This is a genomic window from Duganella kummerowiae, assembly GCF_053572355.1.
This window is the reverse complement of record NZ_JBKFEH010000026.1, coordinates 36,325-48,864: the sequence shown is the minus strand read 5'-3', so window position 1 is coordinate 48,864 and position 12,540 is coordinate 36,325. Positions and strand designations below refer to the sequence as shown.

The 12,540-nt window shown below is 67.7% G+C and carries 12 protein-coding genes; 7 read left to right on the top strand and 5 right to left on the bottom strand.

The annotated features are described in order from the left end of the window. Nucleotides 1-58: 58 nt before the first annotated feature. Nucleotides 59-1,111, top strand: coding sequence for a serine hydrolase domain-containing protein (locus ACLB1G_RS27190; RefSeq protein WP_491630405.1), 1,053 nt, complete (start codon nt 59-61; stop codon nt 1,109-1,111). On the opposite strand, the gene ACLB1G_RS27185 is transcribed toward ACLB1G_RS27190, so the two are convergent. Both ACLB1G_RS27185 and ACLB1G_RS27180 read right to left on the bottom strand, forming a co-directional pair. Then, a complete protein-coding gene (locus ACLB1G_RS27185) occupies nt 1,098-1,889 on the bottom strand; it encodes a prohibitin family protein (protein ID WP_491630404.1) in 792 nt (263 codons plus the stop codon). The genes ACLB1G_RS27190 and ACLB1G_RS27185 overlap by 14 nt on opposite strands. 265 nt (nt 1,890-2,154) lie before the next feature. After that, complete coding sequence (locus ACLB1G_RS27180) at nt 2,155-3,645, bottom strand: tetratricopeptide repeat protein (RefSeq protein WP_491630403.1); 1,491 nt, start codon at nt 3,643-3,645, stop codon at nt 2,155-2,157. A gap of 169 nt (nt 3,646-3,814) precedes the next feature. On the opposite strand from ACLB1G_RS27180, the gene ACLB1G_RS27175 reads away from it, so the two are divergent. Beyond that, nucleotides 3,815-4,762, top strand: a complete 948-nt coding sequence (locus ACLB1G_RS27175) for a LysR family transcriptional regulator (protein WP_491630402.1) — start codon at nt 3,815-3,817, stop codon at nt 4,760-4,762. Here ACLB1G_RS27175 and ACLB1G_RS27170 read toward each other — a convergent pair. Then, nucleotides 4,759-5,529 carry an SDR family oxidoreductase gene (locus ACLB1G_RS27170; protein ID WP_491630401.1) on the bottom strand — a complete coding sequence of 257 codons (771 nt, stop codon included), beginning with the start codon at nt 5,527-5,529 and terminating at the stop codon, nt 4,759-4,761. The two genes, ACLB1G_RS27175 and ACLB1G_RS27170, sit on opposite strands and share 4 nt — an antisense overlap. A 164-nt stretch (nt 5,530-5,693) precedes the next feature. On the opposite strand from ACLB1G_RS27170, the gene ACLB1G_RS27165 reads away from it, so the two are divergent. The 5 genes from ACLB1G_RS27165 (at nt 5,694) to ACLB1G_RS27145 (ending at nt 9,494) form a co-directional block, all read left to right on the top strand. Continuing rightward, the gene (locus ACLB1G_RS27165; RefSeq protein ID WP_491630400.1) at nt 5,694-6,056 is read left to right on the top strand and encodes a VOC family protein; all 363 of its coding nucleotides are present in this window, start codon (nt 5,694-5,696) and stop codon (nt 6,054-6,056) included. 85 nt (nt 6,057-6,141) lie between these two features. After that, a complete protein-coding gene (locus tag ACLB1G_RS27160) occupies nt 6,142-6,792 on the top strand; it encodes a TIGR02466 family protein (protein WP_491630399.1) in 651 nt (216 codons plus the stop codon). Nucleotides 6,793-7,056: 264 nt separating this feature from the next. Next, nucleotides 7,057-7,605 carry an adenylyl-sulfate kinase gene (cysC, locus tag ACLB1G_RS27155; RefSeq protein WP_491630398.1) on the top strand — a complete coding sequence of 183 codons (549 nt, stop codon included), beginning with the start codon at nt 7,057-7,059 and terminating at the stop codon, nt 7,603-7,605. A 1-nt stretch (nt 7,606) separates the two neighbouring features. Further along, nucleotides 7,607-8,473, top strand: a complete 867-nt coding sequence (locus ACLB1G_RS27150; RefSeq protein ID WP_491630397.1) for a hypothetical protein — start codon at nt 7,607-7,609, stop codon at nt 8,471-8,473. Nucleotides 8,474-8,612: 139 nt separating this feature from the next. Then, nucleotides 8,613-9,494, top strand: a complete 882-nt coding sequence (locus tag ACLB1G_RS27145) for an intradiol ring-cleavage dioxygenase (protein ID WP_491630396.1) — start codon at nt 8,613-8,615, stop codon at nt 9,492-9,494. Between the two features lie 91 nt (nt 9,495-9,585). Here the strand turns inward: ACLB1G_RS27145 and ACLB1G_RS27140 are convergent, their stop codons facing one another. Continuing rightward, the gene (locus ACLB1G_RS27140; protein WP_491630395.1) at nt 9,586-10,065 is read right to left on the bottom strand and encodes a hypothetical protein; all 480 of its coding nucleotides are present in this window, start codon (nt 10,063-10,065) and stop codon (nt 9,586-9,588) included. A gap of 89 nt (nt 10,066-10,154) precedes the next feature. Then, nucleotides 10,155-12,491 (bottom strand): hybrid sensor histidine kinase/response regulator, encoded by a 2,337-nt coding sequence (locus ACLB1G_RS27135; protein WP_491630394.1) that lies wholly within the window; start codon nt 12,489-12,491, stop codon nt 10,155-10,157. Between the last annotated feature and the right edge of the window lie 49 nt (nt 12,492-12,540).

Genomic DNA, 12,540 nt, shown 5'->3' with positions numbered 1-12,540 from the left:
CGGGCCCGGCAATGACTGTATGGGATAGCAAGCCCAATCAACCATGAAAGGAAGGAAGATGAAACATGCACTGTTGCTGTGGGCCGGCCTGGCCTTGGGCGCGGCGGCGCAGGCCGCGCCGCAGCTGGACCCGGCGCTGCGCGCCGCGCTGCAAAGCCGGGTCGACAGCGGCGAGTTGGCCGGGGTGGTGGTGGGCCTGATCGATGGCGAGGACAGCGCCGTGTACGGCATTGCCAAGGCGGGAACGCCGACGCCGGACGCACGCACCGTGTACGAGATCGGTTCACTCAGCAAGACGTTTACCGGCCTGCTGCTGGCGCAGGCGGCAGCGGCGGGGCAGGTGCGGCTGGAGCAGCCGGTGGCCGAGCTGCTGCCCGGCTACACGGTGCCGGACTACCAGGGCGCGCCCATCACGCTGCTGGACCTGGCCACCCAGTCCTCCGGCCTGCCGCGCCTGCCCGCCAACCTGAAGCCGGCGCGCATGGAGGATCCGTACGCCGACTACGGCGTGGCCGAACTGAAAGCGTTCCTGGGCGGCTACCAGCTGCCCCGCGCGCCAGGCACGCAGTACGAATACTCCAACCTCGGCTATGGCCTGCTGGGACAGGCGCTGGCGCAGCAGGCCGGCCTGTCCTATGCGGAGCTGGTGCGCCAGCGTATCGCGGTCCCGCTGGGCATGGCATCGACCGGCGTGGCGCTGACGCCCGCCATGCGTGAGCGGCTGGCGCCCGGCCACGATGCGCAGGGCCGCGCCGCGCCAGGCTGGAACATGAACGCCCTGGCCGGCGCCGGTGCGCTGCACTCCGACACCGGCGACCTGCTGCGCTACCTGCGCGCCATGATGGCGGCGGCCGGCAAGGATGGCCCCATGGCCCTGGCCCAGCAGCCGCGGCGCGAGGCGGGAGCGGCCGGCCGCATCGCCCTGGCCTGGCACGTCACGCCCGTGCGGGGGGTGCCGGTGGTGTGGCACAACGGCATGACGGGCGGCTACGCCAGCTTTGCCGGCTATACGGCGGACGGCAGGCGCGGCGTGGTGGTGCTGGCCAATTCCGCCGTGTCCCTGGATGCGGTGGCGGTGGCGGCCCTGCTGCCGGCGCCTACTTCACGTTGATGAAAGGGACGGCGCCGCCGCCCGCCACCTGCGGCAGCTTGCCATCCCATTTGTCGATGGCCATGCGCTGGTTTTCCATTTCGCGCAGGCGTATCAGCTCGGGCGTGACCTGCTGGCGCTGCACCGCCAGCGATTCGGCCTCGGCGCGGGCCTGGGCGACGCGCTGCTTGGCTTCCACCTCGATGCGCTGCAGGTCGCGCTCGGCCTTGAGCTTGAGCTGCTCGGCCGTGGTCTTGGCTTCGATGGCGTCGTTGAAAGAACGGGAGAAGTTGAAGTTCACGATGGAGAACTCGTCCACCACGATGCCGTGGCGCGCCAGGCGCTCGCGCAGCTGGGTCACGATCTGGTCGCGCACGTCGGTGCGCTTGGCAATCAGTTCCTCGGCCGTGAAGCGCGCCGTGACGGCCTTCACCGCCTCCTGCACGGAGGGCAGGATGATGCGGGCACCGGGCTCGTTGCCCAGGTCGCGGAACACGGACACGGCGGCCTCTGGCTGCACGTGGTAGTTCAGCGCCACCCGGGTATGCACGGTCTGCAGGTCGCGCGAGGCGGCGTCGCCATCGCCTTCGCCTTTCTGGATGGAGACATTGACCAGGTTGATTTTCTGCGCCAGCGGAATGCGGAAGTGGATGCCTTCGCTCAGCACCTCGCCGCTGGGACTGCCGAAGGTGGTGCGCACGCCCCGGTGGCCGGCCGGCACGGTGCCGAACGGCGCCAGCGCGACCAGCAGGAGCAAGATGACGATGCCGATGACGGCCTTCAACGCTGCTTGGTTCATTTCAGACTTCCTTTCAGGTGAATGCTACGGACAGACGACAGCAAACCGCCGTGGCCACAGGCGGCGAAAAAACCAGTATGGGGGAGAAGATAGGGAGCGTGATGGAGATAGCGCATGAGGACGCGGGTTAGCCGCGTGGCGGCCCGACCAGCGCGATTCCTGCCGTACCATGGCGGTACGGTCACCCTGCATGGATTATAGCTTGATTATCAACCCTGCCGTCAAGCAGAGGCCGCCGCTGGCTGGCGGCGGCCGCGCTGCACGGCTAGCCGAGCGGGGCAGGCGCCAGGATGGCATCGGCTTTCCTGCGCTGGTCACTGGTGAGCCTGGGCGCCACCTGCCGGGCGGCCACGGCGGCGTCGGCCTTGCCGCTGGCCTGGGCCAGGCGGTACCAGACATAGGCCATGGCCAGGTCCTGCGGGCCGCCTTCGCCATTGTTGGTCATCACGCCCAGGTTGAACATGGCCTCCGGTTCGCCGCGCATGGCGGCTTCCTTGAACAGCTTGCGCGCCGTGTCCAGGTTTTTGTCCACCACTTCGCCGGTGTAGAAATAGGTCGCCAGCGCGTTCTGCGCCGCCGGATAGCCTTTCACCGCCGCCTCCTTGTAGAGGGCGATGGCGCGCTGCTGGTCGACCGGCACACCCTCGCCATGGTCGTACATGTTGGCGGCCGCGTACTGGGCGCGGGCGTCGCCCAGCCTGGCGGCGGCGGCGTAATAGGCGCCAGCGCGCTGCAGGTCCTGCGCCAGGCCGGCATCGCCGCTGTAGTACATCCGGCCCAGCTGGTACAGGGCAGGCGCATAGCCGGCCTCGCCCGCACGTTCCAGCATCTTCACGCCCTTGTCCACGTCCTTGCTCACGCCATTACCGCCGGCCAGGTAGTCCTGGGCCAGGATGGCCTCGGCAGGCACATAGCCGGCGTCGGCGGCCAGCTGGTAATACTTGCGCGCCGCAGCCGGATCGCGCGCCACGCCCTGGCCGGACTGAACCATGCGGGCCAGGGTCATGGCGGCCTCGGCGCGCACGCTCATGTGGTCCGGATGCCGGGGATCGAAACGCATGCTGTTGCGCGGGTTGAAGCGGGCGTTGACGATCTTGTCGAGCCAGGCCACGGCCTGGCCGCTGTCGGCCGGGACGCCTATGCCCTGGCGGTACATATCGGCCACCATGAGGGCGGAAATATCGTAGCCCAGCTTGTCGTAGTTGGCCTTGAAGCCGGCCAGGGCCGCGCTGTAGTCGCCGGCGCGGTAGGCCGCGATGGCCCGGGCCAGGGTCTGGTCCTTGCGCTCGATGGCGTGCCGGCCGGCCGCGAACCGCAGGTCGGCACCGCCGCAGGCGCCGCGGCCCATTACTCCCATGGCGCCGCCCATGCCCCACAGGCCTGTCGTACGGGGCTCGGTGGAGGCGTCGCCGAAGGGCGATAGATCGCTGAACACGGCAAGGCCGGGGATGCGGCCATCGGGATAGAAGTTCAGCAGGTAGTTGACGTACTCGTCATCGTCGTAGACGTTGTAGCCAGACAGGTAAGAACAGGAGGACGCCCGCGAGCTGTTCAGCACCGGGCTGTTGGCGGCGAGGAATTGCGTGGGATCGGCCACCAGGCGCTGGCCGTTCACCGTGACCAGCGGCGGCGCCGCCGCCGGGCCGCTCACCGGGCCGCTCACCGGCCCAGTTTGCAGCGCCTGGGCGCCGGCGGCCAAGGGCAACAGGATGGCCGGAATGGCGGCCAGCGCGGCGAACTTTCTGTATGCAAGCATCATGTCTCCCGTTCCAGGTTGAGCGCGCCGGGATGGCGCCTGTGAGCTATTCGCGCCGGACGGCGGAAAAGTTCCAGGTTATTTTCAGTGTAGGCCAAAAACCCCTGCCTGGACAAATGCCGCACCAGCCGGTGGGCTATACTTTTCGTCCACAATATCGAGGACAGGTATGGACGAACTCCGCGCGATCTCCACCTTCATCCGCGCCGCCGAGTTGGGCAGCTTCAACCGCGCCGCCACTGCGCAGGGCACCACCCCGCAGGCAGTCAGCAAGGCCGTGCGCCAGTTGGAACAGCACCTGGGCGTGCGCCTGTTCCACCGCACCACCCGCAAGAGCTCACTCACCGAGGATGGCCGCCTGCTGCTCGATTCCGTCCGTCCCAGCCTGGAGGGCTTCAGCAGCGCGCTGGGCCGCGTCAGGAATGCGGCGCGCGAGGACCAGGGCCTGATACGCATCAGCGCCGGCAGCGCGGTTGGGCGCAAGGTGCTGATGCCGCTGCTGGCCGAATTCAGCGGGGACCATCCCGGCGTCAGCTTCGATCTGGTGCTGGAGGATGGCGCCACCGACGCCGTCGGCGAGCGCATCGACCTCGGCTTCAAGGCCGGCAATGCGCCCACCGCGCAGGTGGTGTCGCGGCGCCTGTTTTCCATCCAGCTGGTGGTGTGCGCCACGCCGGCCTACCTGGCCGCGCACGGCGTACCGGCCACTATCGCCAGCCTGGCCGGCCACCGCTGCGTGGGTTACCGCCAGCCCGGCACCGGACGCCCGCTGCCGTGGGAATTCCAGCTCGACGGCGAGACCCGGTACCACGCCATGCCATACGCGGTGTGCTGCAGCGATCCGGAAGCGGAAATGCTGGCGGTGCTGCACGGCCTGGGCGTGGGCCAGATCGACAGCATCAACGCCGCCCCGCTGCTGCGCAGCGGCGAACTGGTGCCGCTGCTGGTGGACAGCACCAGCGAGCGCATGGGCCTGTATCTCTACTACGCCCAGCGCAGCGACATGCCGGGCCGCGTGCGCCGCTTCATCGACTTCGCCGCCGGGCGCCTGCGCGGCGGCACCGGCTTCCACGTGCCGCCGGCCGAACTGCTGGCGCTCAGCCAGGCGCGCGCTTAAATGCCTTCCCGGGTCGGCATGACGACGATCTGCTGCATGTTCACGTGGCGCGGCATGGAGACGATGAAACCGACCGTGGCCGCGATGTCCTCCGCTTTCAGGAACTCGATCGATAGAGCGGCATTTTCCAGCCAGTCGATGGCGCCCTGGAAGGTGACGTGGCCCTGCAGCTCGGTCTCGGTGATGCCCGGCTCGATCACCGAGACGCGGATGTTCTTCGGTCCCAGCTCCAGCCGCAAATGGCGCGTCAGGTGGCTGACGAAGGCCTTGGTGGCCGAGTACACCGCGAAGTAGCCGTACAGGTACTGGCCGGCGATGGACGAGGTGTTGATCAGGTCCACCACCTTGCCCTCGGCGGCGGCGGCTTCCAGCTGCGGGATGAAGGCCTGGATCACGCGCATGGCGCCGGTCACGTTGAGGTCGATCTGGCTTTCCCATTCGCGCTGGGGCTGGGCGCCGACAGCGCCGGGCAGCATCAACCCGGCGTTGTTAAACACCAGGTCGGCATTGCCGTAGCGGGCAAGCACGGCGCCGGCGGCCGCCTGCACCGAAGCCTGGTCGGTCACGTCGGTGGGCAGCGCCAGCGCCTCGCCGCCCAAGGCGCCGATCTCGGCCGCCAGCGCTTCCAGGGCCTCCTGGCGGCGCGCCAGCAGGGCCACCTTTGCACCACGGGAAGCCAGCAGCAGCGCGGTGGCGCGGCCCATGCCGCTGGATGCGCCGGTGACGACGGCGACACGGCCGTTGAGGTTGTTGTCATTGGTGTTCATGTTCATGCTCCTTCGCGGGTTGGTCGTTGATGTCGGTTGACGGGGTCCACTTTACGCAGCGGGGGAAGCAGCGGGTAGTTGGCGCGGGGCGATATCACTAGCAACCAGAAGTTGTGTATGCGCGTGGGGTGTATGATCAGCGCATCAACCTACTGGAGACGGCAATGAGCGAACAGCACCGGGTAGTGGCTATCGTACCGAGCAAGGACCTGGCAGCCAGCGCGGCGTTCTACCGGCAGCTGGGATTCGAGGTGGCGGGCGACTATGGCGAATACCTCATCCTGGAGGATGGGCGTGGCTGGCATCTGCACCTGAACCACATCGAAGGCTGGCCGGCCAGGGTGGAGGACAATCCGTTCGGGCTGTACCTGTATGTGCAGGACGTGGACGCGGTGGCCGAGCGGATGCGCGGCCAGATCATCGAAAAAGGCACGCCAGCGCTCAAGTCCTGGGGCACCTACGAATTCGCGGTAAGCGACCCGACCGGCGTACTGGTCAGGATAGGGCGGGTCGCCGACGGCGGGTAAGCCGCCCGGCTCTTTACACATCTTTACCATCCCTGCGATACCGTGGCGCCCGTCCAGCCGGCCGCGCGCGGTTATGATAGGCGGGATGGAGAACCAAGAACTGCAGGTGCATAAACTGTTCAGCACCCCGGTGCTGGTCACCCGCCTCGACGAGGCGCCAACGATCAACGACGCCTTGCTGGCGCATTTCCTGCCGCTGGCGCGGCAGCGGCACGGACGCCGCCACAGCAATCTGGGCGGCTGGCAATCGGACGATGATTTCCACACGCTGGCGCTGCCAGCCGCGCAGGCGCTGTGCCGGGCAGTGACGCGGGTGGTGAACTCGGCCACCGCGCTGCAGACACCCGGCGGACTGGCGCCAGCGGCCCTTGCGTGGCGCGTGAACGCCTGGGTCAACGTCAATCCGCCCGGCGCCAGCAATGCGCTGCACGGCCATCCGGGCGCCTACTGGTCGGCCGTGTACTACGCCGACGACGGCGGCGCCGGACCTGACGATGGCGGCGCGCTGGTGTTCCAGGACCCGCGCGGCGTGCTGCCCGCCATGCACGATCCGCTGCTGCGCTTCCGCGTCGAGGGCTGCCTGAGCGCCGGCGGTATCGAGTCGATACGGCCGCAGCCCGGCATGCTGGTGCTGTTCCCGGCCTGGCTGCTGCATGCGGTCGATCCCTTCCACGGACCACGGCCGCGGGTGTCGGTGGCGTTCAACTTCGGCACGCCGGGCGGGCCGGCCGGCTAGCGTTCCGCAGCCGTCCCGAATATCACGGTCGATCCTCAATTTTTGCTTAGAACCCGGGTTCTTACACCATCGCTCAGCGTCTTCACACAAATTTGCATGTTGTACAGGTTTTGTTTCAGCTTTATATGTACGTGTACAACTTGTATCAAGCAGTAATTGTCGCTCATCCACCGTATGGAGCTTGCTAAGCTCATCCGTAAATAGCTCCCCGCTATTTGTCGCCCCGACCCTGCGGCGTCCCTTGTCAACCAATGAAGGGATATCATGATCTTGCTTTTCTGCGGCCTCTCCGGAGCCGGTAAATCGACGCTGGCCCATAGCGTGAAAACCCGGTTGAACCGGGCAGCAGTTCCCGTCGAAATCATCGATGGCGATGAGTATCGCGCCCAGCTATGCACCGACCTGGGTTTTACCCGCCAGGACCGCGCCGAGAACCTGCGCCGGCTTGGCTTTGTCGCCGGCAAGTTCGCGGCGCACGGCATCGTCACCATCATCAGCGCCATCAGCCCCTACGAGGAGGCGCGCCAGGAACTGCTGCAGCGCCATCCGGACGCCAAACTGGTATTCATCGACTGCGCGCTCGACGAGCTGCGCCGGCGCGACACCAAGGGCCTGTACCGCCGCGCCGCACTGCCCGATGGCGCCCCGGACAAGCTGCACGGCCTGACCGGCGTTGACGATCCTTTCGAACCGCCGTCCGAACCGGATTTGTACTTCAATACGCGCGACACCGGCATTGCCGACTGCACCGCGCGCATCTGCGACTATGTGCTGAGCCAGACCGCCGTCGCCCAGCGCCGCAGAAGGGCTTGAGATGGCCAACCAGGTACTCGTGGTCACGGGAATGCACCGCTCCGGCACTTCCCTGCTCACGCACTGGCTGCACGCTTGCGGCCTGCAGGTGGGCGAACGCCTGCTGCAGGCCGGCAAGGGCAATGTGGAAGGCCATTTCGAGGACCTCGATTTCCTGCAGCTGCATGAGGACATCCTGGCCGCCCACGGCGCCGACACGGCAGGCCTGCGCGGCCCCTACGAGGTCGCCCCCAGCACCCGCCAGCAGGCCAGGATGGCAGCCGTCATCGCAGCCAGGAACGCCCGCCACACGCAGTGGGGCTGGAAGGAACCGCGCACCTGCTTGTTCCTCGACAGCTATGCGCAGCTGCTGCCGGGCGCCAACTACCTGGTGGTGCTGCGCGACCACGAGGAAGTCGTGCAATCGCTGCTGAAACGCGATTTCAGCCATATCGATGAGCGCTACCAGCAGAAAAGCTGGCTGCACCGCGCCGTCTGGTACTTCTATCGCCCGCTGCGGCTGAACAAACACCGCGACCGCAACTACAACCGCTACCTGCGGGCATGGATCCATTACAACCGCATGATATTGCGGGCCCTGCAGGCATTGCCGGACGAGCGCTACCTGGTGGTCAGCCACGAATTGATGCATACGCGCTGCGCCCAGGTGTATGCTTATTTGTCTGCACGCTGGTCGTTCCGCCTGCGCTACCAGCGCTTTGCCAACATCTACCGTGGCGATTTGCTCAGCCGTGGGGCCGCTCCAGCGCCGGCGGCGGCCGACCCCGGCCTGCTGGCCCAGGCCCGCGAGCTGGGCGCCGAACTGCGGCGCCACCTGGAGCGCAGTGCGGCGCGGCTGGTGCGGAACGAGGCCTTGATGGCGGCCTGACACGCTGTGTCTTTACCGCGATTTACGGCAGCTGACCCCGCTTTACATTTCTCTCAAAGACAATACCGGCACGGCCCAGCCGGCATTTTTTTTGTCCGATCGATAAGTAAAGCAACACGCCAGTTAAGGGGAATAATGCATGGACCACCACACCAGCCTCGCCGAAGACATCGCGCGCATCCTGTCCACCCACACCGACCGCCGCGGCTCGCTGCGCTGGCTGCTGGCCAGCGCCGGCGCCGCCGCGCTGCCGCTGGCGGCCTGCGGCGGCGGCGGAACCGACAGCGGCGCCAGCACCACGGCCGCCGCCACGTCCTCGTCCTCGTCCAGCAGTAGCAGTTCGGGCAGCACAGGCACTGGCACCAGTACCGGCAGCTGCTCGGTCATCCCGGAAGAAACCAACGGCCCCTATCCGGGCGATGGCACCAACAGCAACGGCAGCGGCATCGCCAATGCACTGACCTTGTCCGGCATCGTACGCAGCGATATCCGCAGCAGCGTCTCGCCCGGAAGCGCGACGGCGGCCGGGGTCAAGACCACGGTCAAGATCCAGCTGGTCAATGTGAACAGCAGCTGCGCCAGCGTGTCCGGCGCCGCCATCTACATCTGGCACTGCGACCGCGACGGCAATTACTCGATGTATTCCAGCGGGCTGACCAATGAAAACTACCTGCGCGGCGTGCAAGCCACCGACAGCACCGGACTGGCCACCTTCACCACCATCTTCCCCGGCTGCTACGCGGGCCGCATGCCGCACATCCACTTCGAGGTTTATCCCAGCCTGGCCAAGGCCACCAGCGCCGCCAACCGGGTGAAAACCTCGCAGATGGCCTTCCCCATCGCCACCTGCAACGAGGTGTACGCCACCAGCGGCTACAGCAGCAGCGTGCGCAACTTCGCCAGCATCAACTTTGCCTCGGACAATGTGTTCAGCGATGGCTACTCGCTGCAGATGGCGACCGTCACCGGCAATGTCACCGACGGCTACGTGGTGACGCTGACGGTGGGCGTGTCGCTGTAACGGCCGGCCTGGCAGCACGCGGCCAGGCGCGACGCGGTGGGGCGCTCCAGACGGCCGCCAGCCTGGCAGGCAAGGGCGGCAGCCGCGTTCCTCAGGGCTGCTGGTCCCTGCCGCCGGTGGCCAGCGCCACCACGACGGCGCCGGCCGCCACCACCAGCGCATCTTCGATCAGGCCGCTGGGGGTCTGGCCGATGCGCGCCATGGCTTTCTTGCGGCCGGCCAGGGTCAGGTAGGCCAGCGGCACGGCGGTGGCCACCGCGACTGCCGCGCCGGACGCTTCCTTGCCCTTGGGCGCCAGCGCCGCGCCGGCGATGCCGGCGCTCATGACGCGCGCCAGCAGGCCCAGGAACACGGTGCGGTCGGGCGCGGTCTTCATCTTGTCGCCCATCAGTTCGCCCGCGCCCATGGCCAGCGCGCCGTATTTGAACAGCGGGCGGTCCAGCAGGAACAATTCACCCGGGGTCTTGCGGTCGGCCAGGCGCGCCGTGGCCAGGGTGGCCATGGGCGTCATGGAGCGGGCGCTGGCGACGGCGCCTATCAGTGCGGAGGAGAGCAGGCTGCGGCTGGTCATCTTGGAACTCCTGTGTCGGTGTGGGTATGGATGAGCCAAGCATACGCCGCGACCGGCAACGCACACCGTTAGCGGGCGTACCAACACGGTCAAGTCCCTGCGCGCGCTCCCAGCACCTGCATCAGCAGGCCCAGGTCCACCGGCTTGACCAGGTGGTGCTGGAACCCGGCGGCGCGCGACTGGGCGCGGTCATGTTCCTGTCCGTAGCCGGTCAGCGCGATGTACAGGGCCTGCTCCAGCGGCGCCATCTCCCGCAGGCGGGCGGCCAGCTGGTAGCCATTCATGTCCGGCAGGCCTACGTCCAGGATCAATATGTCCGGCTGGAAGGCCGGCGCCAGCGCCAGCGCGCTGCGGCCGTCGAAGCAGACGCGCACCTCATGGCCCAGCACTTCCAGCAGCTGGCCCAGGGTTTCGGCGGCGTCCGTGTTGTCGTCCACAATCAGGATGCGCTGTCTGGCGCTGGCCGGCGGCGCGGCGGGAGCGGCATCGGGCGCCGTTCCCGCGTCGCGGCAGGCCGGCAGCAGCACCTCGAAACGGCTGCCCTGGCCCGGGCCGGCGCTGTGCGCCAGCACGCTGCCGCCGTGCGCGCTGACCAGGCTCTTGACCAGGGTCAGGCCTATGCCCAGGCCGCCCTCGGAGCGGTCCGGCGTGCGCTTGCCCTGCGTGAAGATATCGAAGACCTGGGGCAGCAGCTCGGCCTCGATGCCGCTGCCGTTGTCCTGCACCACGATGCGCACCTGTTCATCCAGGGCCGCCACACCGACCTCGATGCGCCCGCCTTTGGGCGTGTATTTGGCCGCGTTCGACAGCAGGTTGACCACCACCTGGACCAGCCTGGTGGCATCGCCCAGCACCACGGCGCGCTCCGCTTCCACCTGGACATGCAGGGTATGTCCGCGTCCCTCGATCAGCGGTCTGGCCTGCTCCAGCGCCGCCGCCACCACGGCGTTTAGGTCGGCAGGCTGCAGGTCCAGGGACACCAGCCCGCGCGTCACGCGCGACACGTCCAGCAGGTCGTCCACCAGCGCCGTCATGTGGCCCACCTGGCGGTCGATCACCGCCACCGCCCTGGCCTGGCGGTCCTGGCCGGGAGCGTCCAGCTTGAGCAGCTCGACCGCGGCCCGCACCGGCGCCAGCGGATTGCGCAGTTCGTGCGCCAGCATGGCCAGGAATTCGTCCTTGCGCTCGGCGGCCTGGCGCAGTTCCTCGGTCAGGCTGCGCTGCTCATGGATATCGGTGCAGCTGCCCAGCCAGCGTATCACGGCGCCGTCCGCATCGCACACCGGCAAGGCCCGGCCCAGGCACCAGCGGTAGGCCCCGGATGGCTGGTGGAACAAACGGTATTCCACCTCGTAGGGCTGGCCGGACGCCATGGCGTCGGCCCACAGGGCAGCCGCCTGCGCGCGGTCGCCGGGGTGCACGATGGCCTGCCAGTCGTGCTTGCCCAACATGTCTTCCAGGCCGGTGTAATCGCGCCATTTGTCGTTGAAGAAGTCGAACGTGCCATCCGGCAGGGCCGACCACACCAGGTGCGGAATGGCGTTGGCGATGACACGGAAGCGCGCTTCGCTGTCGCGCAGGGCGGTCTCGGTCTGCACGTGGTGGGTCACGTCCGTGCCCTGCACGAAGACGCCATTGACGGCGCCTTCGCGGTCGAACACCGGCTGGTAGACGAAGTCCACCCAGCGCTGTTCCAGGGCGGTGCCGGCGCCGCGCTGCAGCGTGACCGGCACGCGGCGGCCCAGGAAGCTCTCGCCGCTGCGGTAAACGTCGTCCAGCAGCTCGGTAAAGCCCTGGCCGGCGATCTCCGGCAGCGCCTCCAGCAGGGATTTGCCGACCGGATCGCGCCCGCCTATGAGCTCGCGGTAGCTGGCGTTGGCCAGCTCGAACACGTGCCGGGGGCCGCGCAGCAGCGCCATGAAGCCGGGCGTGTCCTCGAACAGCTGGCGCAGCATGTCGGCCTGTTGCTTGAGGGCGCGTTCGGCCAGCACCTGGCCGGTGGTCTCGGACAGGATGCACAGCACGCCGCCGATGCCGCCGTCTCCGGTGTGGATGGGCGTGTAGGAGAAATCGAACCAGGCCTGCTCCAGCCTGCCGTTGCGGTGGATGGTGAAGGGGTGGTTCTCGAAGCGCAGCGAGGCGCCGCCGAAGCTTTGCTGCAACAGGCCCGAGACTTCATCCCACACTTCGCCCCAGCTTTCCACCATGGGCCGGCCCAGCGCGCGCGGATGCTTGCTGCCCAGGACTGGCAGGTAAGCCTCGTTGTACAGGAAGATGCGCTGCTCGCCCCAGACCAGGAACATGGCCGACCTGGAATGCGCCATCAGGCCGGCGGCAAAGGCCAGCGGCGCCGGCCACTGGTCCATGGGCCCTAGTGGCGAGCTGGCCCAATCCACCGCGCCCAGCAAGCCTGCAGCGTGCACCATGTTAGTCCTGGCAGAAGATCAATATTTTTATGATATCAGAGGCAAGCCG

Bases quoted from the DNA above. Each gene is read 5' to 3' on its own strand.
- ACLB1G_RS27135 (WP_491630394.1), bottom strand. From the start codon at position 12,491: ATGGTGCACGCTGCAGGCTTGCTGGGCGCGGTGGATTGGGCCAGCTCG.
- ACLB1G_RS27160 (WP_491630399.1), top strand. From the start codon at position 6,142: ATGGAGAACCAAGAACTGCAGGTGCATAAACTGTTCAGCACCCCGGTG.
- ACLB1G_RS27180 (WP_491630403.1), bottom strand. From the start codon at position 3,645: ATGCTTGCATACAGAAAGTTCGCCGCGCTGGCCGCCATTCCGGCCATC.
- ACLB1G_RS27150 (WP_491630397.1), top strand. From the start codon at position 7,607: ATGGCCAACCAGGTACTCGTGGTCACGGGAATGCACCGCTCCGGCACT.
- ACLB1G_RS27175 (WP_491630402.1), top strand. From the start codon at position 3,815: ATGGACGAACTCCGCGCGATCTCCACCTTCATCCGCGCCGCCGAGTTG.
- cysC (WP_491630398.1), top strand. From the start codon at position 7,057: ATGATCTTGCTTTTCTGCGGCCTCTCCGGAGCCGGTAAATCGACGCTG.
- ACLB1G_RS27165 (WP_491630400.1), top strand. From the start codon at position 5,694: ATGAGCGAACAGCACCGGGTAGTGGCTATCGTACCGAGCAAGGACCTG.
- ACLB1G_RS27170 (WP_491630401.1), bottom strand. From the start codon at position 5,529: ATGAACACCAATGACAACAACCTCAACGGCCGTGTCGCCGTCGTCACC.
- ACLB1G_RS27145 (WP_491630396.1), top strand. From the start codon at position 8,613: ATGGACCACCACACCAGCCTCGCCGAAGACATCGCGCGCATCCTGTCC.
- ACLB1G_RS27190 (WP_491630405.1), top strand. From the start codon at position 59: ATGAAACATGCACTGTTGCTGTGGGCCGGCCTGGCCTTGGGCGCGGCG.
- ACLB1G_RS27185 (WP_491630404.1), bottom strand. From the start codon at position 1,889: ATGAACCAAGCAGCGTTGAAGGCCGTCATCGGCATCGTCATCTTGCTC.
- ACLB1G_RS27140 (WP_491630395.1), bottom strand. From the start codon at position 10,065: ATGACCAGCCGCAGCCTGCTCTCCTCCGCACTGATAGGCGCCGTCGCC.